Below are 22,819 nucleotides of genomic sequence, written 5' to 3'. Positions count from 1 at the left end.
GTTTTCTCTATGCTGTTGCCATAATGGCGTTGTCTATGCTGCGTGTTCAATCGCGGCTGCTGGTTTTGCGAAGGCGAAACCTTCGAAGAGACGGCGCGCGGTTCTCACAAGACCGGCCGCAATGGCGCCGTTTCGCAGTTCAAGTTGGACGTCGAGACGTCCTGCCGGATGCTCGATCCGGATGAGTGTCGGGACGCTGGGCTCTCCAGCTTCCTCGAATGCCACCGTGCCGGGGGTGACGGCAGCGGTCGCAATGCCGACGGCACCGGTTGTCGCCAATGCCGGGTGGCATTCATTCGGCATAAAGTAGCGCACCGACATCGTTCCGTCTTTTCGCGCGGGCGAGATCAGCACGGGCTTGGGGATGACCATGTCGGACACGTCGCCCATACCCATCAACTTTCCCGCTTCGAGGCGAATGCGTGTCATGCGATCGATCAGTGCGCGATTGGCCGTCAGCGCCTGAGGATCCTCATATCCCGTGACGCCGAGATCGGCAGCACGCATCAAAACCATCGGCATGGCGCAGTCGATTGCCGTCACATCGACGCCATCAATGACGTCGATCGGCTTGCCGGTCGGCAAAAGCTTGCCGGTTTTGGCGCCAGCCGAGTCGACGAAGGTCAAGGCAATCGGTGCTGCAAGCCCGGGTACGCCGTCGATCGATGCGTCTCCCAGGTAGATCACTTCACTGCCGCGGGTGGGAACCTTGGCCTCGATCAACTTGCCGGTATTCACATTGTGAATGCGCACCAGTGTGTCATGTTCCTTGGCCGCCACGAGCCCCGCTTCGATGGCAAATGGGCCGACGGCTGCGAGCATGTTACCGCAATTGGGAGAGTAATCCACGAACTGCCGGTCGGTCCGAACCTGAGCGAAGAGATAGTCGATATCTGCACCCTTCACTTTCGACGGTCCGATGATCGCGACCTTCGAGGTGACCGGATTGCCGCCGCCAATGCCGTCGATCTGAAGCGGATGGCCTGACCCCATGATAGAGAGGAGAGCGGCATCTCGCTGGGCTGGATCGCGTGGCAAATCCGATGCCAGGAAAAACGGCCCACGAGAGGTTCCGCCGCGCATCAGCACACAAGGTATCCTAAGGAGATCGTTCATCTTCGCCTCAATCTTGCATTTCATGGATCAATCTGTCCAGTTGTTGCAATATGAGGAAGAAAGGCTTATTTGTTAAATGCAATTTTCGAGAGGTTTATTGCGATATGAGCATCAATTGCGAAATTCTTGATCTTCGGGCGTTTCAGGCGGTAGTGGAACTGGAGAGTTTTCATCGGGCAGCCGAGGCACTGCACATTTCGCAACCGGCGCTGACCAGGCGCATTCAGAAGCTGGAGCAGGCGATCGGTGCCCCTTTGCTGGAGCGCACCACACGCCATGTGGCGCCAACGGCCATGGGACAAGAGGTGATGCCCTTGGTCAGACGCATGCTGGAAGAATTTGATGGTTCTCTTTTTGCCATGAGAGATGGCGCGCTTCGCCGTGGCCTGATCACCATGGCCTGTGTTCCGACGGCCGCTTTCTACTTCCTGCCGACCGTCATCAAGACATTCAGCGAGCAGTATCCGCATATAAGACTGCGCATCCGCGATCTGACGGCCAATGAAGGCTTGCAGGCTGTGGCGCGCGGCGAGGTGGAATTCGGCATCAACCTGATGGGGAATTCCGATCCCGATCTGTCATTCGAGCCGCTCATCGATGACCCTTTTGTTCTCGCCATGCGGAAGGACCATCCGCTGGCGAAATACGACACCATTCATTGGAATCAGCTCGAGCCTTATCCTCTAGTGGTTGTTGATCGCTCCAGCGGCAACAGAACCCTGTTGGATGGAGCGCTGGCACGACACAATCTCAAACTCAACTGGTTCTATGAGGTGACGCACCTCAACACGTCATTGGGATTGGTAGAGGCAGGGCTCGGCATCTCTGTTCTGCCGCGCTTGGCGACCCCACAGGAAGATCATCCGTATCTCGTCTCCCGCCCTATTGTCGATCCGGTGGTCTCGCGTACCATCGGGATCGTACAAAGAAGAAGCAGTGCGCTTTCACCCGCGGCGGAGAAATTTGTGGCGATGCTCCTCAAGACCTGGAAAACACCATGAGGCTCGTGGCCGACGGAACTGTCAGGGCTCAAGAGATCCGTTCGTTATATAACGAGTTCCCCCGTCTGCTTTGACCTCCGCCGCAAGACTGCGCTCGTGAGGAGCGCGGTCTTGCGCAAAGTCTCCGTCAAGTGAGCGAGAAGACTTTGGCGCTCGCGAATCGTCGTTTCCAAAGATCGCGCCACGCGCTTTTCACGAATCGCCACTCGCGATGTCGTGCTCTCACAGGCGAGGCCTTTGCTGAAGACGACCTGCCAAACCTTAACAGGGTCTTAAATTTTCAACGTCATATTCGTCCGCCCTAACGTAAGTTGTGCCTAAAATACAACACGCTAAAATTCGGATAATCTGAAAACATGCTAATTTAGTGATATACGATTGCGAGAGCGGGTGGCTTTCTGTCTATTGGTTCGTGAAGCGGGGGGCACCTCAAGGGCATGTTCCTGGTCGCCGCTTTTGTAACGAAACATGACTGGAGGTCATTATGAACATCAAGAGCCTTCTCATCGGCTCCGCTGCAGCTCTTGCAGCAGTATCTGGCGCAAAGGCTGCTGACGCTATCGTCGCTGCTGAGCCAGAGCCCCTGGAATATGTACGCGTCTGCGATGCATTCGGCACGGGCTTCTTCTACATTCCTGGCACTGAAACCTGCTTGAAGTTCGGCGGTTACGTTCGTTTCCAGACCGACTTCGGTCGTGATCTCTCCGGCACGTCTGACTGGAACTCCTTCACGCGCGCTCAGTTCGAAGTTGACACCCGCACCGACACCGAGCTCGGCGCTCTGCGTGGCTTCATCGGCTTCCGCGGCAATGCCGACAACGGTTCCGCGGCTTCTTCGTCTGTCTTCGTTGACCAAGCCTTCATCGAACTCGGCGGCCTGAAGGTCGGTAAGTTCTACAGCTGGTGGGACGATGGCCTCTCTGGCGAAGCTGACGTTCTGTCCACGAACGCTCTGTTCAACTCCATTCGTTACACCTACGACGCCGGCTCTTTCTGGGCAGGTGTCTCGGTTGACGAGCTGCAAGGCACGGGCAGCCAGTTCGCGTTCGACACTGGTGCGACTGTAGCCGACGCTGATGGTAACCTGTACGGCGTGTACACTCAGGAACGTGACAACAACGTCGGTATCACCGGCGGCATCGGTGGCAACTTCGGCGCAGCTGCTCTTCAGCTGATCGGCTCCTACGACGTTGATCAGGAAGAAGGCGCAGTTCGCCTGATCGCAACGGCTGAAATCGGTCCTGGCACGCTCGGCCTGGCTGGTGTTTGGGCTTCCGGCGCGAACGCTTACTACGCAGAGTCCGAATGGGCGATCGCTGCTGAATACGCAATCAAGGCGACTGATCGCCTGACGATCACCCCCGGTGCTCAGTGGTTCGGCAATGTTGCAGACCGTGCAGCTGTCGGTGGAATTGTTGACATTAACGGTGCTGATACCTTCGTTCAGACCGGTACGGCCATCGTTTCCAACGACTTCTCGAACCGCGATGCATGGCAGGCTGGTATCACGGTTGATTACAAAATCACCGAAGGTCTCTCCACCAAGGTTGCTGTCAACTACTACGACGAAGATGGTGCCGACACCGACCAGTGGAACGGTTTCGTTCGTCTGCAGCGTTCGTTCTAATATAGTCTAACCGACTGTATTGACTTGGAAAGCCCGGCGTTTCGTCGGGCTTTTTATTTTAGAAAATGCTAAATAATACTGGACAAACTCAGTTTTTCTAGTCATCATAATCCCAGTCAAAAGGCGTGATCCACCGCCAAAAGCGTCGTCTGTTGACTCCAGTCAAGGCCCATCAGCCCCCCTAGGCTGATGGGCAGGCACCGGAACGAAAGCGCAAAGCGCATCCTCCGACGTCTTCCAATTTTTCCCCGCATCATTCCGTTACAAAACGATAGCCGACCCCTGGCTCGGTTTGGATAATCTTTGGCTGTGCCGGGTCTTGTTCGACCTTCTGTCGCAATTGACCGATGAAGACTCGGAGATAATGCAGGTCTTCACCATGTGCTGGCCCCCAGACTGAGGTCAGAAGCGTCCGGTGCGTCACCACGCGACCGGCATGGTGCGCCAGGAGCGTGAGAAGATCGTATTCCTTGGGCGTCAATTTTATGCTAGAGCCACCACGGGCGACGACACGGCGCTGTGTGTCGATCGACAGGCCATCCGCCTCGATGGAAGAGGGCAGCATCTCGGACTTGCCGACATGGCGCATGGCGGTGCGGATGCGCGCGGTGAGTTCTCCGATGCCGAATGGCTTTTCGATATAGTCGTCGGCACCAAGATCGAGGGCGGCGATCTTTTCGGTTTCGCGGTCGCGGGCGGAAAGAATGATGATGGGCAATGTCGACCAACCGCGAAGATTGGCAATGACATCTTTGCCGTCCATGTCCGGTAGCCCGAGATCGAGGATGATGACATCTGGCGCTGCCGTTGCCGCCGCCTTGATCGCGTCGGCGCCATTCTCCGCCTCGATCACGTCGTAACCGGCGGCAGCCAATGCCGGGCGAAGGAAGCGCCGGATCTGCGGCTCGTCATCCACCACCAGAATACGTCCCAATGTCATCGTTGCTGCCTGCCTTCACTTCTTTCGGTCACCGGAAAGCGCATGACGATGCGGGTGCCACGCTTTTTCACCGCCGGACTCTCTGCATATATGCGCCCGCCCAGGGCTTCGATAAAGCCTCGAGCGATGGAAAGACCAAGCCCGGTTCCTGGAGAGCGTCCGTCCGAGCGCGAACGACGATAGAATTTCTCGAAGATGCGGTCGAGGTCTTCGGCAGGGATGCCCTTGCCATTGTCCGTGACAGAGATGACGATTTCGTCCCCATCGCGCCGTGCATAAACATTCACCGGATCGCCGCCACCATATTTGGCGGCGTTGTCGAGCAGGTTGAATAGAACCTGGCCGAGCAAGACCGAGTCTGCGCGGATGACCGGCAAATCCCTGGCAATGCCAGTCTCGAAACTCTGTGTCGGAAAGTATTTTCGCGCTCGTCCCACCGCAGAGCGGATCACGTCGGCGACATCCACCCAGTCCCGTTTCGCCTGCAAGGTGCCCGCAGTGATGCGTGTCATGTCCAGAAGATTGGCGACGAAGCGGCTGAGCCTTGCGCTTTCCTCCTCGATGGATTGCAGAAGATCGTCACGGCTTTCCGGCGACATGCGGTCACCCAGTTCACGCAGGCTGGTAACAGACCCGGTGATGGTCGCCAAAGGCGTGCGCAGATCATGCGAGATCGACGACAGCAGTGCCTCCCGGTAGCGCTCGCCCTCCAGCCTTGCCGCCTGCTCGGTGCTTTCGGAGGACAAACGGGCGCGGTCGATTGCCGTGGCCGCTTGGTCAAGAATGGCGGCGAGTTTCCGTTCGGCATTGGAATCAAGCCCGCTTGCGCCGGGTTCGAAGCCGCAGACACCGACGACGCCATGCGGGCTGGTGAGCGGACGAAACTGGAAGCGTCCGTTGGGAAGCGTGCCCGTGCCGAAACCAGATGGCTCCGATCGGCTGCTTGCCCACCGCGCCGCCGTCAGTTCGGAGACGCCAAGCTCGGTGTCTGGGGGCCAAGCGGCCACCACCTCCAGGTCGTCACCCTTGGGCAGAAGCATCACCACGTGACGACCTATGCTTCCTTGCAACTGCGTGACTGACGCCCACAAGACTTCCTCCGGCTTGGCGGTTCCTGCAAGCTTGCGGGAGAAATCGTAGAGCGCCTGCATGTCTGCGGCGCGCTGGCGCGCTGCCTGCGCTTGTTCGCGAATGCGCGATGCGAGACTGCCGGCGATCAGTGCTGCGACGATGAAGACAGCCAGCGCAAAGACCTCATGCGGCGAGGCTATGGTGAAGGTCTCCACCGGGGCGATGAAGAAAAAATTGTAGGCTAGTGCCGAGACGACGGCCGCCATCAAGGCTGCCGTGAAGCCAGCGGCGGATGCAGCACCCAGAACGGCGAGCAAAAACAGCAGTGAGATATTCGGCAGATGGGTGAATTCATCCAACGCCAGGCCGAAGAGGGTGGCGACTGCGACCGCGCCGACGGCACAGTACAGGGACCGGGAGAAGACGGAAAGCTGAAAGCGCTGCTTCTTGCGGGCGAATGCCGGCGCCTTGGTTCCATCCGCAGTGACCAGATGCAGGCCGACGCCGCTCGCTTCCTTCGCCAGAGCATCCGCAAGGCTCGGTCGGAAAGGATTGGAAAACCAGCGGCGTCGCTGCGAACCGATGACGATCTGGGTCGCATGCTCACGCCGCGCAAGTTTCAGGATCTCCGTGACGAAGTCATTGCCGGTCAGATGGCGCGTCTCTGCTCCAAGTTTTTCGGCAAACCGAAAGGCCTCGTCGATCCGCCTCAGACTGTCCTCATCCATGGTCTCCTGATCGTCCCGCGCCATGCTGACGACTGTCCAGGGCGCGTTGAGCCCGGAGGCGAGACGGCTTGCCACACGCACGACCTTATCGGACAACGCATCGGCGCCAATGCAGACCAGCAATCTTTCGCCGGTCGCCCAAGGGCCTTCGATGGCATTCTGACGCAGATAATCGACCATCTGGTCGTCCACCCGGTCTGCAGTGCGGCGAAGGGCGAGTTCGCGAAGCGCTGTGAGATTGCCGAGGCGGAAGAAGCGGTCGGTGGCCCGCTTGGCGCTATCGGGAAGATAGACCTTGCCTTCCTTCAGCCGCTCTATCAGTTCACCGGGCGGCAGATCGACCAGCACCACATCGTCGGCGCGTTTCAAGACGGTGTCCGGTACGCGTTCGCGAATGGTGACACCGGTGATCTGTGAGACGAGATCGGACAGGCTTTCGAGATGCTGGATGTTAAGCGCGGTCCAGACATCGATGCCCGCTGCGATCAGTTCCTCGATATCCTGATAGCGTTTCGGATGGCGAAAACCCTCCGGGTTGGAATGAGCAAGCTCGTCGACGATGATGACGCGCGGCTTGCGGGCAAGCGCTGCGTCCAGATCGAATTCTTTCAGTATCTTGCCGCGATAGCCCACCTCGGTCCGAGGAAGGACGTCCAGGCCGTCGAGAAGTGCCGAGGTCTCCGCGCGCGCGTGGGTTTCGACAAGGCCGACCACGACTTCGACCCCATCGGTCTTCAGTCGGCGTGCGCGCGCCAGCATGGCGTAGGTCTTGCCGACACCTGGCGCTGCGCCTAAAAATATAGTGAGCTTGCCCCGGCGGTCTTTCTCCGCCAGGGCAAGCAATGCATCGGGATCGGGCCTGTTCAAGCCCTCACGGTCATGTGACGCCATTCGTCTCAGCTCTTCAGCGCATCGAGCGCAAGGTTCAACTCTAGCACATTCACGCGCGGCTCGCCGATAATCCCGAGGAGCCGTCCCTCGGTTTTTTGGTCGACGAGCGCTTTTACGACCTCAGGTGAAAGGCTGCGTGCATTGGCAATCCGCTGGACCTGCGCGGCAGCGAAATCCGGTGTGATATGCGGGTCGAGACCCGAGGCAGAGGTGGTCACCGCGTCGGCTGGAACCGGCGAAGCGATCCCTGCGCCGTTCAGCCGTACAACGTCGCCAGCAACCCGGTCTTTGAGCTTGGCAGATGTGGTACCAAGATTGGAGCCCGAGGAAGCGGCGGCGTTGTAGGCATCTGGGCTGGTCGCGGAGGGGCGCGGCCAGAAGTAGCGATCGGAGGTGAAGTTCTGTCCAATCAGGCTGGAGCCGATGACCGCGTCGCCGTTGCGGATCAACGATCCATTGGCCTGTGCAGGCATCAGCGATTGCGCAATACCGGTGATCGCCAGTGGATAGCCGAGACCGGTCAGCGCGATAAAGAAGGCCAGGATGACGATGGCGGGACGAATTTGGTTCAGCATGATTACACCAGATGAAGTGCGGAGACCGCGATATCGATGACCTTGATCCCGGCAAAAGGCAGAAGCAGACCGCCGAGGCCGTAGACAAGCAGGTTTCGTCTGAGAAGCGATGCCGCCGCTGCAGGGCGATAGGCCACGCCCTTCAGCGCCAGCGGGATGAGAGCGATGATGATCAGCGCATTGAAGATGACGGCGGATAGGATGGCCGATTGCGGTGATGACAGCGCCATGATGTTGAGGGTGCCGAGAGCCGGATAGGTCGTGACGAAGAGAGCCGGGATGATGGCGAAATACTTCGCCACATCGTTCGCAATCGAAAACGTCGTCAGCGAACCGCGTGTCATCAGAAGTTGTTTGCCGATTTCGACGATCTCGATGAGCTTGGTCGGGCTGGAGTCGAGATCCACCATATTGGCGGCTTCGCGTGCAGCCTGCGTCCCGGTCTGCATGGCAACGCCCACATCGGCTTGCGCAAGCGCCGGCGCATCGTTGGTGCCGTCACCGCACATGGCGATCAACCGGCCGCCCTTCTGTTCGCGGCGAATATAGTCGAGCTTGTCCTCAGGCGTCGCTTCCGCCAGAAAGTCGTCCACGCCCGCTTCTGAGGCAATCGCCGCTGCGGTGACGGGATTGTCACCCGTGACCATCACGGTGCGAATGCCCATGGCACGAAGTGCTGCAAAGCGTTCCTTGATGCCGGGCTTGACCACGTCCTTCAGGTGGATGACGCCAAGCAGGCGGTTGCCTTCGGCCACGCCAAGCGGCGTGCCACCGGTGCGAGCAATGCGGTCTACGGCCTGATGAAACTCTGCCGGGGCCTTGCCATCGTTGGCATTGGCAAACTTCAGGATGGCGTCGATAGCGCCCTTGCGGAAGGATTTACCGTTCGTATCGACGCCCGACAGACGCGTCTGTGCCGAGAAGGGGACAACAGCATCGACGGTCACCTTGGGCGAGGCGATTCCAAAATCGCCAGTCGCAAGTGCCACAATTGACCGACCCTCTGGTGTTTCGTCCGAAAGGCTGGCGAGCAGTGCGGCTTCCGCCACCTGTTCAGCCGTGACGCCTGGCACCGGAATGAAATCTGCCGCCATGCGGTTGCCGAAGGTAATGGTGCCGGTCTTGTCGAGCAGGAGGGTGTCGACATCGCCTGCGGCTTCCACCGCGCGGCCGGACGTGGCGATGACGTTGAAGCGCACGAGACGATCCATGCCGGCAATGCCGATGGCCGAGAGAAGGCCACCGATGGTGGTGGGAATGAGGGTAACAAGGAGGGCTGCCAGCACCGTGATGGAGACCAGCGTGCCGGAGTAGCCCGCCAGACCCCAGACGGTGACGACGACGATCAGGAAGACGAGGGTGAGGCCGGATAGCAGGATCGAGAGCGCGATCTCGTTCGGCGTCTTCTGGCGTTCCGCACCTTCGATCAGCGCAATCATGCGATCGACGAAGCTTGCGCCGGGCGGTGTGGTGATGCGGATCTTGAGTTGATCGGACAGAACCTGCGTGCCGCCGGTGACGGCCGAACGGTCGCCGCCGGATTCGCGGATGACGGGCGCAGATTCGCCGGTGATCGCGCTTTCATTGACCGAGGCCACGCCTTCGATGACTTCACCGTCACCTGGAATGAGTTCGCCCGCATCGACGATGACGATGTCACCGACCTTGAGCATGGTGGCCGCGATGCTCTCCTCTTTGCCGTCCGCGCTAAGGCGGCGTGCGGACAGGTCGGAGCGGGTGCGTTTCAGACTGTCGGCCTGGGCGCGACCGCGCCCTTCGGCCACCGCTTCGGCGAAGGTGGCGAATAGCACGGTGAACCAGAGCCAGGCCGCGATCTGGCCGGAAAAGACGGCCGTGCCGTTATGGGCGAGAAGATCGCGGATGAAGAAGATGGTGACGACGGCCGCGACGATCTCGGTCACGAAGATCACGGGGTTGCGCATCAACTGCCTGGGATCAAGCTTGATGAAAGCGTTCTTGATGGCTGGACCGATGATGGCGGGGTCGAAGAGGCTAGGTCTCGCTGGAGCCGATGAGTTTGGATGTGTGGACATCTTTTTGCTTTCTAGAAAGTCTGGCCGGCAAGCATGGCGAAATGCTCGACGATGGGGCCGAGTGCGAGCGCGGGGAAGAACTGCAGCCCGCCGAGAATGAGGATGATGCCGACGAGAAGGCCGACAAAGAGCGGGCCATCCGTCGGAAAGGTACCACTTGAGGCCGGGACGCGGACCTTCGCCGCAAGCGATCCGGCAATCGCCATCACCGGCACCACGTAGGCGAAACGACCAAGCAGCATCGAGATGCCAAGCGTGGTGTTGTACCAGTCGGTATTGCCGGACAGGCCGCCGAAGGCCGAGCCGTTATTGCCGGCTGCTGAGGTGAAGGCATAAAGGATTTCCGAAAGTCCATGAGGACCGGCCGTGCCGATGCTGGCAACCGCAAAGGGCAGCATGGCGGATAGGGCGGTAAAGCCGAGAATGACGGTGGGCAGGATCAGAACCGCCAGCATGGCGAACTTCATTTCGCGACCTTCAATCTTCTTGCCGAGAAATTCCGGCGTGCGACCGACCATCAGGCCGGCGACGAAGACGGAGAGAAGCGCGAAGACGATCATGCCGTAGAGACCGGAGCCGACGCCGCCCGGCAGAACCTCGCCAAGCTGGATCAGGAACATGGGAGCAAGTCCACCAAGGCCGGTGAAGGAGCCGTGCATGCCGTTGACGCCGCCATCCGAAAGACCGGTGGTGACAGCTGCATAGAGCGCGGTCATGGCCTGGCCGAAGCGAACTTCCTTGCCTTCCATATTGCCCTGCGCAGCATCGACACCAATCGATGTGAGGATCGGGTTGCCGGCACTTTCGGCCCAGTAGACGGTAGCAACACCCGCAATCAGCAGAACGGCCATGGCGGAAAGCAGCACCCAGCCCTGGCGGCGGCTGCCGACCATCTGGCCAAAGGTGTAGATAAAGGCCGCTGAAATGGCGAGCATCGAGAAGATGTTGAGATAGTTGGAAAGCGCCGTCGGGTTTTCGAAGGGATGGGCGGCATTGGCGTTGAAGAAGCCACCACCATTGGTGCCGAGCTGCTTGATCGCTTCCTGGCTGGCAACGGGCCCGAGCGAAATGACCTGCTGGCTTCCTTCAAGGGTGGTTGCGGTTACACTGGCATCCATCGTCTGCGGCAGGCCCATGGCGACGAAGGCGAGCGCCACGATGACCGCGATCGGCAGCAGCACATAGAGCGTGGCGCGGGTCATATCCACCCAGAAATTGCCGAGCGTGCTGGCCTGCGAGCGGACGAAGGCGCGGGTAAAGGCAATTGCGAGTGCCATGCCGACTGCGGCGGAAAGGAAGTTCTGCACCGTCAATCCAGCCATCTGGCTGAAATTACTCATCGTCGCTTCACCGGCATAGTTCTGCCAGTTGGTGTTGGTCACGAAGCTGACGGCGGTGTTGAAGGCGAGGCCCGGTTCCACGTTGCCGAAGCCCTGTGGATTGAAGGGCAGGAAAGCCTGAAGGCGCAGGATGGCATAGAGTGCCGCAAAGCTGGCGATCGAGAAGGCGAGCATGGAGAGCGTGTAGCCAAGCCAGCTCTGCTCCTTCTTGATATCGACGCCCGCCACGGCATAAAGCCCCCGTTCGACGGGAGCGAGGACCGGCGTCAGCCAGGTCCGCTCACCATTGAACACGTGCGCCATGTAGAGGCCGAGCGGTTTGATAACCAGAAGCACGGCGATGAAAAGGAGGCTGATTTGCAGCCACCCGAGAATGGTCATGGGGATTCTCCAGGAAAATCAGAAGCGTTCCGGACGCAGCAGGGTGATGATGAGATAGACGCCGAGCGCAATCGCCACGACGAGGCCGAAGATGGGTTCCAGCATCGCAGCACCTCTCAAAACCGGTTGAGGGCGCGCGCATAAAGCGCCAGCACGATCAGCGTGCCGAAGCCGAGCGCCAGAAAAAGGACATCGGGCATGGTGTTCTCCTGTTATGTCAGGAGAGCATGATGCTGCCGATCGCCGTCATATTTCGATTGGGAAGATGTCGGGTGCGCATAAGGAAAAGATAAAGATCAGCGGCGCAAGCGGTCAGGTCGAGAGCACGATTGATAAAGAAGCCCTCCCAAAAACATATTGACCTCAACCGTGGTTGAGATCGCAAGGTCACCCAAACCGATGGAGTGGCTATCATGACGACAATCTTGGACGACCAAAAATTGAGTGGTTACAGCTTCATGCAGACGGCGATTGAGGCTGCTGAAGCGTTTATGGTGGCGTGCGCTGACGGCAAGACGGTGTCTCCACCTCGACATCATGTCCCATTCGATGGCCACGGAGATTTGGTCTTCACGATAGGCGGTATAACCGGTGACAGGCCACTCGCTGGCTTCCGTGTCTACGCCACCTTCACCCGGAACGAACAGACCCAGATCGTCGCGGTTTGGTCGGCCGACGATGCCCGGCTCAAAGGCGTCGTCCTGGGCGAGCGTCTCGGAGCAATCAGAACAGGCGCTATCGGTGGCGTGGCCATCCGGCACCTCAGTCCGCCGGACGCCAAAGTCGTTGGTTTGATAGGAAGCGGACTTCAGGCCCGCATGCAGTTGGCTGCCGCAGCGTCCGTTCGGCCAATCAGAAAGGCCTATATCTATAGTCGCGATGCGAGGCGTCGTGCAGCCTTTGCCAAGGACATGCAGGCGCAGCTTGGCCTCGAGGTGAAACCGGTTGCTTGCGCAAAAGATGCGGCAAGGGAGGCGGATATCGTGATCTGCGCTACATCGAGCACCCGGCCTGTCTTGGATATGTCCGATCTCAAGCCCGGAGCGCACATCAACACACTGGGGCCTAAAACAATTTATGCGCATGAGTTGGGATTGGATGTCGCCGCTGCAGCCAGCATCATCGCGACCGATTCCACAGAACAAGCCCGCTCCTACGCTTCCCCCTTTTTCCTTCAGGGTTCCAGTCATGAGCAACGCATGGTGGAGCTCTCGGATATTGTTGCAGGGCGCACGGCGCACCGGACGTCATCGGACCAGACCACCCTTTTTTGCTCGGTTGGTCTTGCGGGAACGGAGGTTGCGGTGGCTGCCGCGATCCTCGACAGCCTGTCGGGAAAAGACGTGTGAACTGAATAATCTTCGCAATGCCTGATCAGGCCAAAGCTTTTCAGCGTGACGACATCATGTATCTTCGGAGCTGGCGAATCGTAAAATAAGAACGTCGGGGCAATTCCAGTCGTCCACTGTACGAGCGCCGGAACCGTAGCAAACACGGCACGAAACAAGAAAGGCCGAAGAGGCCAAAGATGGGAACGACGCGCAGTATTGGTCGAGCAGGCTGAATGCTGGCAAAAGCAATGGAAGGAAGACGCTATGGCTGCGCCCGGTGAAAATATGCGAGTCGATGCCGACCGGCTTTGGGATGCGCTGATGGACATGGCGAAGATTGGCCCCGGCATCGCCGGCGGCAACAATCGCCAAACGCTGACCGATGCGGATGCTGAAGGCCGCGCCCTGTTCCAGTCCTGGTGCGAAGCGGCGGGCATGACGATGGGCGTGGACAAGATGGGCACGATGTTTGCCACCCGCGCCGGCGAAGACCCCGATGCTCTGCCGGTCTATGTCGGATCGCACCTCGACACCCAGCCGACAGGCGGCAAGTTCGATGGTGTGTTGGGCGTTCTAGCAGGCCTTGAGGTCATACGCACCATGAACGATCTCGGCATCCGCACCAAGCATCCCGTCGTCGTCACCAACTGGGCGAATGAGGAAGGCGCGCGCTTTGCGCCCGCCATGCTCGCCTCCGGCGTCTTTGCCGGTGTCCACACACTTGAGCACGCCTATTCGCGCAAGGATACGGAAGGCAAGACCTATGGCGAGGAGTTGCAGCGCATCGGCTGGCTGGGCGAGGAAGAGGTCGGTGCGCGCAAGATGCACGCCTATCTCGAATACCACATCGAGCAGGGGCCGATCCTCGAAGCCGAAAACAAGACGATCGGTGTCGTGACCCACTGCCAGGGGCTGTGGTGGCTTGAATTCACTTTGACCGGCAAGGAGGCTCATACGGGCTCCACGCCGATGGCCATGCGCGTCAATGCGGGACTGGCGATGTCGCGGATCATCGAGATGGCGCAGACCGTGGCGATGGAGAGCCAGCCCGACGCGGTCGGCGGCGTCGGCCAGGTGATCTTCTCGCCCAATTCCCGCAACGTCCTCCCCGGCAAAGTCGTCTTTACCGTCGACATTCGTACCCCTGATCTCGGCAAGCTGAACCGTATGCGCGAGCGGATCGAGGCAGAGGCGGCTGAGATTTGCGCCGCCATCGGCGTTGGATATTCGGTTGAAGCGGTCGGCCATTTCGACCCTGTCACCTTCGACCCCGCTTTGGTCGACACAGTCCGCCGTTCGGCGGAGAAGCTTGGATATTCGCATCGCGATATCATCTCAGGGGCCGGGCACGATGCCTGCTGGGCAGCGAAAGTCGCGCCTGCCACCATGATCATGTGCCCCTGCGTCGGCGGTCTTTCCCATAATGAAGCGGAAGAGATTTCCAAGGAATGGGCCGCGGCGGGCTGCGATGTGCTGTTCCATGCGGTCGTCGAAACGGCAGGCGTGGTGCAGTAGCTCGGTCGCGCGCCCACGCCGTGCGCAAAGACACGGATGGGTGCAGCGGCGAAACAGACGCAAGATGAAGCCGGAACCGATCGGGAGGCGGTGCCGGTCATGAACGCAATGATAAGGGAACAGCCATGAGCAGCACCATCATCAAGAACGGGACCATCGTCACCGCCGACCTGACCTATAAGGCCGATATCCGCATCGAGGGCGGCGTGATCGTCGAGATTGGACCAGACCTCAAGGGCGGTAGCGAACTGGATGCGACGGGATGCTACGTCATGCCGGGCGGCATTGATCCGCATACGCATCTGGAAATGCCCTTCATGGGCACATATTCTGCCGATGATTTCGATAGCGGCACACGCGCTGCACTCGCAGGCGGCACGACCATGGTGGTGGACTTCGCACTGCCAAACCCCGGCCAGTCGATGCTTGAAGCACTGACCATGTGGGACAACAAGACCTCGCGTGCGGCCTGCGACTATTCCTTTCATATGGCGATTACCTGGTGGAGCGAGCAAGTCTTCAACGAGATGGAGACGATCGTTCGCGACAAGGGCATCAACACCTTCAAGCATTTCATGGCCTATAAGGGCGCCTTGATGGTGGATGACGACGAAATGTTCTCGTCCTTCCAGCGCTGTGCCGAACTCGGTGCGCTTCCGCTCGTCCATGCCGAAAACGGCGATGTGGTGGCGCAGATGCAGGCAAAGTTGATGGCGCAGGGCAATGACGGTCCGGAGGCGCATGCCTATTCCCGCCCGCCGGAAGTGGAAGGCGAGGCCACCAATCGTGCGATCATGATCGCCGATATGGCGGGCTGCCCCGTCTATATCGTCCACACCTCCTGCGAGGAGAGCCACGAAGCCATCCGCCGCGCAAGGCAGAAGGGCATGCGCGTCTATGGCGAGCCGCTGATCCAACATCTGACGCTGGATGAGAGCGAGTATTTCGACAAGGATTGGGACCACGCCGCACGTCGTGTCATGTCTCCGCCCTTCCGCAGCAACGCGCATCAGGACAGCCTCTGGGCTGGCCTTGCCGCAGGCTCGCTTCAATGCGTGGCGACAGACCATTGCGCCTTTACCACGCAGCAGAAGCGCACAGGTCTTGGAGATTTTCGCAAGATCCCGAATGGCACCGGCGGACTGGAAGATAGGCTGCCGATGCTCTGGACTTACGGCGTCAGCACTGGCCGCCTGACCATGAACGAATTCGTCGCCGTCACCTCCACCAATATCGCCAAGATCCTCAACATCTATCCGAAGAAGGGTGCGGTCCTCGTTGGTGCGGATGCCGACCTCGTCGTGTGGGATCCGGCGTTGGCCAAGACGATAACGGCTACGAACCAGCAATCGGCGATCGACTACAATGTCTTCGAGGGCAAGGAGGTCATGGGCCTGCCGCGCTTTACCTTGACGCGCGGTCAGGTGGCCGTGGAGGAAGGCGCGATGAAGAGCCGGGAAGGCCACGGCCGCTTCGTTTCCCGTCCGCCGCTGACGGCACCGGCAAAAGCGCTCTCCACCTGGAAGGAACTGACCGCGCCGCGCAAGGTGCAGCGCTCCGGAATTCCGGCAAGCGGCGTCTGATCGAACGGTTCGGGCGCGGCCAAACTGCCGCGTCCGCGATCCTTCTGCCTGTTACAGCCTGTCCGGCTTGCTCGGGTTCTGTTCGGCGCGGTCGCGATAAAGTGCCGCGCGGCCGAGGAGCATCAGCGAGACCGGCGTCGTGATGGTCATGAAGATGCCGATGAAGATTTCGTGGAAGACGAAGCGGCCGCCGGACACCGAGAAGTAGATGATGGACGCCATGGCAATGCCGCCCGTGCCCCAGCTTGTGCCCAGTGTCGGCGCATGCAGCCTTTCATAAAAGCTCTGCAGCTTGGCAAAGCCGATCGTGCCGATCAGCGTCAGCGACGAGCCGAGCAGGACGAAGAAGGCAACGAGAATGGCCGCCCAGAGCGGAAATTCGCCAGCATTGATCATTCGATCACCTCACCACGCATCAGGAATTTGGAAAGGGCCACTGTCGAGACGAAGCCCAGGATCGACATCAGTAGTGCGGCCTCGAAATAGATATCGTTGCCGGTGCGCAAGCCGAAGGTCATCAAAAGCAGCATGGAGCTGACATAAAGCGTATCGACGCCGAGCACGCGATCCTGCGCACGGGGGCCGATCGCGATACGATAGACGGATATCGACATGGCAATTGCCAGGAAGATTTGGGCCAAAGAGAATGACCAGAAAAGGATAATCGAACTCATTCGAATATCTCCATCAGCATTTTTTCATATCGGTTCTTGATGAGGTTGATCCAGGTGGTCTCGCTGACATTGTCCAACACATGGATCAGCAATGTGCCCTGGGAGGAATTGTATTCCAGCCATGCACTGCCCGGCGTGGCTGTCAGAATGATGGACAGAACTGCAAGTCCAAGCGGATCGCGAATGTCGAGCGGGATGGTGAGAAAGCCGGACTTGCTGCTTCTCTTGCGCCCGAACAGGATGAGCGTGGCGACTGCGATATTCGACCGGATGATGTCGTAAAGCACGATGAAGGTCAGCTTCACCACCGCGCTCCAACTGCGGATGCGAGGCTTTGCTGGTCGAAGTGAGGCCATCGACCAGGAGGCGATGAGCGCCACGGCTGTTCCTAGCACGAGATGCCCAGGCGAGAAGCTGTTGATCGTCATCCAGAAGATGATCAGCGACAGCGTCAACAGCGGGTAGGGGAGAATGCGGCGGATCATTGCGCTGCCTCCCCAGGATTGCCGGCTCGCGGCGCCGTCATCACGCCTTGAATGTAGCTTTCCGGCAGGTCGAGAATGCGTGCCGTCTCCTGCATGTATCGCATGATCGGCCCAGCCTGCACGGTCATCGCAAGTGTCAGACCGATAAGCAGCATGATGGGCGCGATTTCGATGACGAAGACGCGGGGAACCGTGCCCTCAAGAGAGCTCCAGAAGGTGCGAATGCCGGCACGCGTCATCGATATCAGAGCCGCAAGGCCGGAGAAAACGATGAGGAACACAAGCCACCAGGAGAGGGTCGAGATTTCGGTGTCAGCGCCCATGCCTTGCGGATTGAGAATGGCGGAGAGCATTGAGAACTTGGCGATGAAGCCCGAAAGTGGTGGCAATCCGGCAAGCAGAATGCCGCAGGCGGCAAAGCAGGTACCAAGCACCGCCATCGTGCCGGGCATCGTCACCCCGACCTCCTCTTGCTCCTCTTCCTCCTCACCATCGCCATAGGCTTCCATGGTCACGGCAAGAACGTTCGCCCCGGCATCCTGGCCACGTTCCACCAGTTCGATCAGCATGAAGAAAGCGCTGATGGTCAGCGTGGAGCTGACGAGGTAGTAGAGCGCACCTGCCGCCACCATCGGATTACCCGTGCCCATCGCGGCAAGCAGCGTTCCCGAAGAGACGAGCACCGAAAAGCCGGCAAGACGGCCGAGCGCCTGGGAGGCCAGAACGCCGATCGTGCCGAAGACGATGGTGGCAATACCGCCGATCAGCAGTGCATCATGGCCGAAACCGGCAGAATCCCCCGCCGTCTGGCCGAAGAGGAGGAAGGAAAGCCGTGCAATGACATAGATGCCGACCTTGCTCATGATCGCGAAAATGCCGCCGACAGGAGCAGAGGCTGCGCCATAGGCGGCAGGCAGCCAGAAATTCAACGGCCACATGCCGGCCTTGACGAGGAAGGCGATGCCGAGCACGGCCGCGCCCGTTTGCAGCAGCATGCGTTGGTCCGGATTGAGGCCCGCAATGCGCTGTGCCAGGTCACCCATGTTGAGCGTGCCGGTCACGCCATAGATCAGGCTGACGCCGATCAGGAAGAACAGTGCGGCAACGAGGTTGATCGCAACGTAATGCAGACCGGCCTTCACTCTCAACTGACCGGAGCCATGCAGCAGCAGACCGTAGGATGCCGCGAGCATGACTTCGAAGAAAACGAAGAGGTTGAAGAGGTCGCCGGTCAGAAACGCGCCATTCACGCCCATCAGCATCAGATGGAAGAGCGAATGGAAATGGGCACCCGACTTGTGCCACTTTGCCAGCGAATAGACGAGTGACGGGATCGCCAGCAGCGACACAAGAAGCACCATCAACCCTGACAGCCGATCCGCCACGAGCACGATGCCGAACGGGGCAGGCCAGTTGCCGAGGAGATAGACGCCTGTGGAGATGATCGCGGCGATTTCGGTGTTCACCGTCGAATTGACTTCGATGAAAAGGCCAATGGAGACGGCGAGAAGCACCAGGGTGGAAATGAAGCTGATCGCCGCCTTCGTCTTGCGCTTGCGCTCGTCGATGAAGAGCAGGATCGCGCCGGTGATCAACGGCACCAGAATGGGTGCAATCACGATGTGGGATGGGAACGAGTTCACTTGCTCTCCCTCCCGTCCACATGGTCGGTACCCGTCAGACCGCGCGCGGCAAGAAGCACGACGAGGAAGAGTGCGGTGGTGGCAAAGCCGATGACGATGGCCGTCAAAACCAGCGCCTGAGGCACAGGGTCGGCCAGCTGCGAGACGGAAACGCCGTCCAGCAAAACCGGCGGCGCGTTTGTCTTGATGCCACCCACCCCGAAGATGAAGAGGTTGACGGCATAGGACAGCAGCGAGAGGCCGACAATGACCTGATAGGTTCGCGGACGCAGGATGAGCCAGACGCCCGATCCTGTCATCACACCGATGCCGATGGCTAGAATGAGTTCCATTACACATCCTCCGCTTTGGCGGCGTCGGGTGTGCGTACCTTGTAGTTACGCAGTGATTGGTGCGCCAGTGCTATCAAAATCAGAACCGTGGAGCCGACCACGAGCGAGAAGACCCCAAGATCGAAGAGCAGGGCAGACGCTGTCGGCATCTTCGCGATATAGGGGATCTCCGTATACTGGAAATAGGAGGTCAGGAACGGATAGCCGAAATACCACGAGCCCATTCCGGTAGAGGCTGCCATCAACAGACCGAAGCCCATCCAGCGCAGCGGCAAAATGCGAATACGATCTTCCGCCCAGCGGGTGCCGCCTGCCAGATATTGCATCAGGAAGGCAATCGCCATGGTGATGCCTGCGGCAAATCCGCCGCCTGGAAGGTCATGACCGCGCATGAAGAGGAAGATCGAGAAGGTGATGACGACCGGGAACATCCACTGCATGATGACTGACGGCACCAACAGATAGTCGCGCACCGTATCGCCCTTGCTGCGCTCGGGGCTTTCGGCATCGAAGGCATTCTGGATCAACTGCTGCTCAGGCAGGCCGACACTGTCCTGCGCTGGACGGAAACGACGCAGCAGGGCAAAGACGGTGAGACCGACAATCGCCAGAACTGCGATCTCGCCCATCGTATCGAAGCCGCGGAAATCGACGAGGATGACGTTGACGACATTGGTGCCGCCGCCTTCGCTATAGGCGCGCTCAAGGAAGTAGTTGGCAATGGTGTTGGGCACAGGCAGCGTCATCACCGCATAGGCAATCACCGTCATGCCGATGCCGCAGAAGACGGCCAGCAGGAAGTCGCGGCCACGACGAAGCTGCGCGGGCAGTTCATTGTTGTTATCGACCTTTACCACGCGCTTCGGCAGCCAGCGCAGGCCAAGCAGGATCAGCACCAGCGTGACGATCTCGACGAGCAACTGCGTGATGGCGAGATCGGGTGCTGACAACCATACGAAGGTCAGGCAGGTGACGAGACCGGAAACACCGAGCATGACCAGTGCGGCCAGCCGATGATACTTCGCCTGCCAGGCAGCACCCATGGCCGCAATCATGCCGATGCCCCAGAGAACCGCAAAAATCGGATCGAAGGAGGTAACTCTCGGAAGGGTGAGCGAGAACTGTGATGATACCAATGGCGAGAAACCGGCGACGAGCGCGACGAAGATAAGGATACGCAGCTGCGGCTGTAACCGCCTGGTGCCAAGCGTGCTTTCCAGCCAGCGTGCCCATTTCCACGAGACGGTGACGATGATGCGCTCGAAGATGCGCTGGCCTTTCAAGTGCCTAAAGATCGGCGGACCGTCATCGCATTTGGAGAAGTAATCTCCAAGAAGCGCATAGATCGCGACGCCGCCGATCAGCGCAACGATACTCATGGTGAGCGGCAGGTTGAAACCATGCCAGATCGCCAGGCTGTAATAGGGCGTTTCTGGACCAAGAACCGATACCACTGCAGTGTGCAGGAAGGGGCCGACCGAAAGGCTTGGCACGATACCGACAATCAGGCATGCGAGCACGAGAAACTCGATCGGAAAGCGCATCCAGCGCGGCGGCTCGTGCGGTTTCGGGTTTGGAAGGTCATGCGGCGGAGGCCCGAAGAACACCGTATGGATGAAGCGCAGCGAATAGGCCACCGCAAAGGCACCGGAAAGGGTTGCCACATAGGGAAGCGCCTTGTCGAGAAACGAATCCGCATGGGTCTCGATCGCCTCGGCGAAGAACATTTCCTTGGAGAGAAAGCCGTTGAAGAGCGGCACGCCTGCCATGGCAGCACTTGCGGCCATGGCAAGGGTCGCAGTCGCCGGCAGATAGCGATAAAGCCCGCTCAATCGGCGCATATCGCGTGTGCCGGTCTCATGGTCGATGATTCCGGCCGCCATGAAAAGTGATGCCTTGAAGGTGGCGTGGTTTGCCATATGGAAGATCGCCGCAACGGCTGCCAGCGGACTTCCGAGGCTGAGCAGCGTGGTGATCAGACCGAGATGGCTGATGGTGGAATAGGCCAGAAGCCCCTTTAGGTCCTGCTGGAACATGGCGAAATAGGCGCCGAGCAGAAGTGTGGTCATGCCGGCAAAGCCGACGAGCAGGAACCACTCCTGCGTGCCCGCAAGCACCGGCCAAAACCTGGCCAGCAGGAAGACGCCTGCTTTCACCATGGTGGCGGAATGCAGATAGGCCGAAACCGGCGTTGGCGCCGCCATCGCATTGGGCAGCCAGAAATGGAAGGGGAACTGCGCGCTCTTGGTCAGTGCACCGATCAGGATCAGGACGAGGGCCGTGAGGTAAAGCGGGTGGGCTTTGACATTGGACGCCTCGGCAATGATCGCATCGAGATCATAGCTTCCTGCGATGTGTCCTAAGACCAGCAGGCCAGCGAGAAGGCAAAAGCCCCCGATGCCCGTCACGGTCAAGGCCATGCGCGCACCATCGCGGGCCGCGGCATTGTTGTGCCAGTAGCCGATCAGCAGGAAGGAGAAAATGCTGGTCATCTCCCAGAAGATCGACAGCAGAATGACGTTGCCAGACAGCACGATGCCGAGCATCGACCCCATGAAGGCCAGAAGAAAGGCGAAGAAGCGCGGAATTGGATCGTCTGCCGACATGTAGTAGCGGGCATAGAGCACCACGAGAAAACCGATGCCGGTAATCAGCACCATGAACATCCACGCAAAGCCATCCAGTCGGAGCGTGAAGTTCAGGCCAAGCTGCGGCAGCCATTCCACGTGATATTTGAGCACCTGGCCATTGGTGACGCTGGTGTAGAGGAAAATCGTCGAGATGAGACCGAAAAGCGCAATGCCGCCCGCGACGGCTGCCGGGCCCCGGGCTGCGCCATTGCGCGGCATCATGGCAGTGCAAAGGCTGCCAATAAAGGGAAGAGCGATCAAAATGGGAAGGATAACGTCAAGTCTCATAAAGGATGGCAATTTTCTCTGGCGTTAAAATATTCCGCGGTTGTTTCCACCAGAGATGCCAATCCTTCCAACAAAGAAACGGCAGTCCGGCGGACTAGGAGAAGTCTTTTAGGGGAGGTCCACGCGGCGACGCCACGCGGACGGGCTGAACCCGATGCAAAATCGATCGCGCCGGGTCGAACCCAATCTGGGCTCTGATGTATGTCGTTACCACCCCCGGAGCGGATAAAAATGCGTCAACAAAATCGTGAACGGGCAGTGTGTGGGCGTAGCGGCAAGGATTGAGGCCGGGCTGATCGAGAGAGCGTTCCAGAGTTGAGAAAGCGCGCTCTTCGCTGGAGAGGCACGATCGTTCCAGTCGTTGCGGCTTGAGGGCGGGACTTGAATTTGCCAAGGCGGGCGTGCCGAAGAAAACCAGCATGCCGGCAACAAGAAGGTTGATGACCCTGACAGGATGGTGCGGAAGACCGCGATGTCGTCCCATCCATGGCAAAATCGTCACCTCCTACGTATGTGCGCCTCAGCTAAACCGTGTCGCGATCTTTCAGATATGCTCCCGCATCTTGTTTCAACGTGCGACGTCATCGCAAACCGCTCGACATTCGTGAGCGGCA

18 protein-coding genes are annotated in these 22,819 nt (G+C 59.3%); 5 read left to right on the top strand and 13 right to left on the bottom strand.

The window, feature by feature from the left end:
• Positions 1-33 precede the first annotated feature (33 nt).
• The gene (locus tag ACTJK5_RS10455; protein ID WP_113260141.1) at positions 34-1,116 is read right to left on the bottom strand and encodes a 4-oxalomesaconate tautomerase; all 1,083 of its coding nucleotides are present in this window, start codon (positions 1,114-1,116) and stop codon (positions 34-36) included.
• Between the two features lie 104 nt (positions 1,117-1,220).
• Here ACTJK5_RS10455 and ACTJK5_RS10450 point away from each other — a divergent pair, with 104 nt between their 5' ends.
• Complete coding sequence (locus tag ACTJK5_RS10450; RefSeq protein ID WP_062445492.1) at positions 1,221-2,117, top strand: LysR family transcriptional regulator; 897 nt, start codon at positions 1,221-1,223, stop codon at positions 2,115-2,117.
• A 484-nt stretch (positions 2,118-2,601) separates the two neighbouring features.
• Complete coding sequence (locus tag ACTJK5_RS10445; RefSeq protein ID WP_113259897.1) at positions 2,602-3,744, top strand: porin; 1,143 nt, start codon at positions 2,602-2,604, stop codon at positions 3,742-3,744.
• A gap of 253 nt (positions 3,745-3,997) precedes the next feature.
• On the opposite strand, the gene ACTJK5_RS10440 is transcribed toward ACTJK5_RS10445, so the two are convergent.
• Genes ACTJK5_RS10440 through kdpF form a run of 6 tightly spaced genes read right to left on the bottom strand, consistent with a single transcriptional unit; the run spans position 3,998 to position 11,844 of the window.
• Positions 3,998-4,684, bottom strand: coding sequence for a response regulator (locus ACTJK5_RS10440; protein WP_113259898.1), 687 nt, complete (start codon positions 4,682-4,684; stop codon positions 3,998-4,000).
• Positions 4,681-7,374 carry a sensor histidine kinase gene (locus ACTJK5_RS10435; RefSeq protein WP_113259899.1) on the bottom strand — a complete coding sequence of 898 codons (2,694 nt, stop codon included), beginning with the start codon at positions 7,372-7,374 and terminating at the stop codon, positions 4,681-4,683. Before ACTJK5_RS10435 ends, ACTJK5_RS10440 begins: the two co-directional genes overlap by 4 nt.
• Positions 7,375-7,379: 5 nt before the next feature.
• Positions 7,380-7,949 (bottom strand): potassium-transporting ATPase subunit KdpC, encoded by a 570-nt coding sequence (gene kdpC, locus ACTJK5_RS10430; protein ID WP_113259900.1) that lies wholly within the window; start codon positions 7,947-7,949, stop codon positions 7,380-7,382.
• 2 nt (positions 7,950-7,951) lie between these two features.
• Positions 7,952-10,003 (bottom strand): potassium-transporting ATPase subunit KdpB, encoded by a 2,052-nt coding sequence (gene kdpB / locus ACTJK5_RS10425; RefSeq protein ID WP_111848341.1) that lies wholly within the window; start codon positions 10,001-10,003, stop codon positions 7,952-7,954.
• 11 nt (positions 10,004-10,014) lie between these two features.
• Positions 10,015-11,724 carry a potassium-transporting ATPase subunit KdpA gene (gene kdpA / locus ACTJK5_RS10420; protein ID WP_144621732.1) on the bottom strand — a complete coding sequence of 570 codons (1,710 nt, stop codon included), beginning with the start codon at positions 11,722-11,724 and terminating at the stop codon, positions 10,015-10,017.
• Positions 11,725-11,742: 18 nt separating this feature from the next.
• Entirely contained in the window at positions 11,743-11,844 is a 102-nt protein-coding gene (gene kdpF, locus ACTJK5_RS10415) for a K(+)-transporting ATPase subunit F (RefSeq protein ID WP_194286758.1), read from the bottom strand.
• Positions 11,845-12,137: 293 nt separating this feature from the next.
• Between kdpF and ACTJK5_RS10410 the strand changes: the two genes are divergently transcribed.
• The 3 genes from ACTJK5_RS10410 to hydA all read left to right on the top strand — a co-directional run bounded on the left by ACTJK5_RS10410 (position 12,138) and on the right by hydA (position 16,153).
• The gene (locus ACTJK5_RS10410; RefSeq protein ID WP_440612350.1) at positions 12,138-13,073 is read left to right on the top strand and encodes an ornithine cyclodeaminase family protein; all 936 of its coding nucleotides are present in this window, start codon (positions 12,138-12,140) and stop codon (positions 13,071-13,073) included.
• 246 nt (positions 13,074-13,319) lie between these two features.
• A complete protein-coding gene (locus ACTJK5_RS10405) occupies positions 13,320-14,570 on the top strand; it encodes a Zn-dependent hydrolase (protein ID WP_440612349.1) in 1,251 nt (416 codons plus the stop codon).
• A gap of 125 nt (positions 14,571-14,695) precedes the next feature.
• Positions 14,696-16,153: a dihydropyrimidinase gene (gene hydA / locus ACTJK5_RS10400; RefSeq protein WP_440612348.1), complete on the top strand. Its 1,458-nt coding sequence runs from the start codon at positions 14,696-14,698 to the stop codon at positions 16,151-16,153.
• Between the two features lie 51 nt (positions 16,154-16,204).
• Here hydA and mnhG read toward each other — a convergent pair whose 3' ends face one another.
• Genes mnhG through ACTJK5_RS10370 form a run of 6 tightly spaced genes read right to left on the bottom strand, consistent with a single transcriptional unit; the run spans position 16,205 to position 22,205 of the window.
• Positions 16,205-16,549 carry a monovalent cation/H(+) antiporter subunit G gene (gene mnhG / locus ACTJK5_RS10395; protein ID WP_062425079.1) on the bottom strand — a complete coding sequence of 115 codons (345 nt, stop codon included), beginning with the start codon at positions 16,547-16,549 and terminating at the stop codon, positions 16,205-16,207.
• Positions 16,546-16,827 (bottom strand): K+/H+ antiporter subunit F, encoded by a 282-nt coding sequence (locus ACTJK5_RS10390; RefSeq protein WP_062425080.1) that lies wholly within the window; start codon positions 16,825-16,827, stop codon positions 16,546-16,548. Before ACTJK5_RS10390 ends, mnhG begins: the two co-directional genes overlap by 4 nt.
• The gene (locus ACTJK5_RS10385) at positions 16,824-17,312 is read right to left on the bottom strand and encodes a Na+/H+ antiporter subunit E (protein ID WP_062445473.1); all 489 of its coding nucleotides are present in this window, start codon (positions 17,310-17,312) and stop codon (positions 16,824-16,826) included. The genes ACTJK5_RS10390 and ACTJK5_RS10385 overlap by 4 nt, the downstream gene beginning before the upstream one ends.
• Positions 17,309-18,955 carry a monovalent cation/H+ antiporter subunit D gene (locus ACTJK5_RS10380; RefSeq protein ID WP_062425082.1) on the bottom strand — a complete coding sequence of 549 codons (1,647 nt, stop codon included), beginning with the start codon at positions 18,953-18,955 and terminating at the stop codon, positions 17,309-17,311. Before ACTJK5_RS10380 ends, ACTJK5_RS10385 begins: the two co-directional genes overlap by 4 nt.
• Positions 18,952-19,287 carry a Na+/H+ antiporter subunit C gene (locus ACTJK5_RS10375; RefSeq protein WP_062425083.1) on the bottom strand — a complete coding sequence of 112 codons (336 nt, stop codon included), beginning with the start codon at positions 19,285-19,287 and terminating at the stop codon, positions 18,952-18,954. The genes ACTJK5_RS10380 and ACTJK5_RS10375 overlap by 4 nt, the downstream gene beginning before the upstream one ends.
• A complete protein-coding gene (locus ACTJK5_RS10370) occupies positions 19,287-22,205 on the bottom strand; it encodes a monovalent cation/H+ antiporter subunit A (RefSeq protein WP_062445468.1) in 2,919 nt (972 codons plus the stop codon). Before ACTJK5_RS10370 ends, ACTJK5_RS10375 begins: the two co-directional genes overlap by 1 nt.
• Positions 22,206-22,819 lie beyond the last annotated feature (614 nt).

This window comes from Agrobacterium sp. 22094, from assembly GCF_052046015.1.
GTDB classification, from domain to species: Bacteria; Pseudomonadota; Alphaproteobacteria; order Rhizobiales; family Rhizobiaceae; genus Agrobacterium; species Agrobacterium cavarae.
The sequence above is the reverse complement of the archived record's forward strand: the minus strand, read 5'-3'. Positions and strand labels throughout refer to the sequence as shown.

Coding starts and splice junctions, on each gene's coding strand:
- ACTJK5_RS10370 (WP_062445468.1), bottom strand. CDS start 22,205: ATGAGACTTGACGTTATCCTTCCCATTTTGATCGCTCTTCCCTTTATT.
- ACTJK5_RS10405 (WP_440612349.1), top strand. CDS start 13,320: ATGGCTGCGCCCGGTGAAAATATGCGAGTCGATGCCGACCGGCTTTGG.
- ACTJK5_RS10440 (WP_113259898.1), bottom strand. CDS start 4,684: ATGACATTGGGACGTATTCTGGTGGTGGATGACGAGCCGCAGATCCGG.
- ACTJK5_RS10375 (WP_062425083.1), bottom strand. CDS start 19,287: ATGGAACTCATTCTAGCCATCGGCATCGGTGTGATGACAGGATCGGGC.
- kdpB (WP_111848341.1), bottom strand. CDS start 10,003: ATGTCCACACATCCAAACTCATCGGCTCCAGCGAGACCTAGCCTCTTC.
- ACTJK5_RS10410 (WP_440612350.1), top strand. CDS start 12,138: ATGACGACAATCTTGGACGACCAAAAATTGAGTGGTTACAGCTTCATG.
- kdpC (WP_113259900.1), bottom strand. CDS start 7,949: ATGCTGAACCAAATTCGTCCCGCCATCGTCATCCTGGCCTTCTTTATC.
- ACTJK5_RS10445 (WP_113259897.1), top strand. CDS start 2,602: ATGAACATCAAGAGCCTTCTCATCGGCTCCGCTGCAGCTCTTGCAGCA.
- mnhG (WP_062425079.1), bottom strand. CDS start 16,549: ATGATCAATGCTGGCGAATTTCCGCTCTGGGCGGCCATTCTCGTTGCC.
- ACTJK5_RS10390 (WP_062425080.1), bottom strand. CDS start 16,827: ATGAGTTCGATTATCCTTTTCTGGTCATTCTCTTTGGCCCAAATCTTC.
- ACTJK5_RS10435 (WP_113259899.1), bottom strand. CDS start 7,374: ATGGCGTCACATGACCGTGAGGGCTTGAACAGGCCCGATCCCGATGCA.
- ACTJK5_RS10455 (WP_113260141.1), bottom strand. CDS start 1,116: ATGAACGATCTCCTTAGGATACCTTGTGTGCTGATGCGCGGCGGAACC.
- kdpA (WP_144621732.1), bottom strand. CDS start 11,724: ATGACCATTCTCGGGTGGCTGCAAATCAGCCTCCTTTTCATCGCCGTG.
- ACTJK5_RS10385 (WP_062445473.1), bottom strand. CDS start 17,312: ATGATCCGCCGCATTCTCCCCTACCCGCTGTTGACGCTGTCGCTGATC.
- ACTJK5_RS10450 (WP_062445492.1), top strand. CDS start 1,221: ATGAGCATCAATTGCGAAATTCTTGATCTTCGGGCGTTTCAGGCGGTA.
- hydA (WP_440612348.1), top strand. CDS start 14,696: ATGAGCAGCACCATCATCAAGAACGGGACCATCGTCACCGCCGACCTG.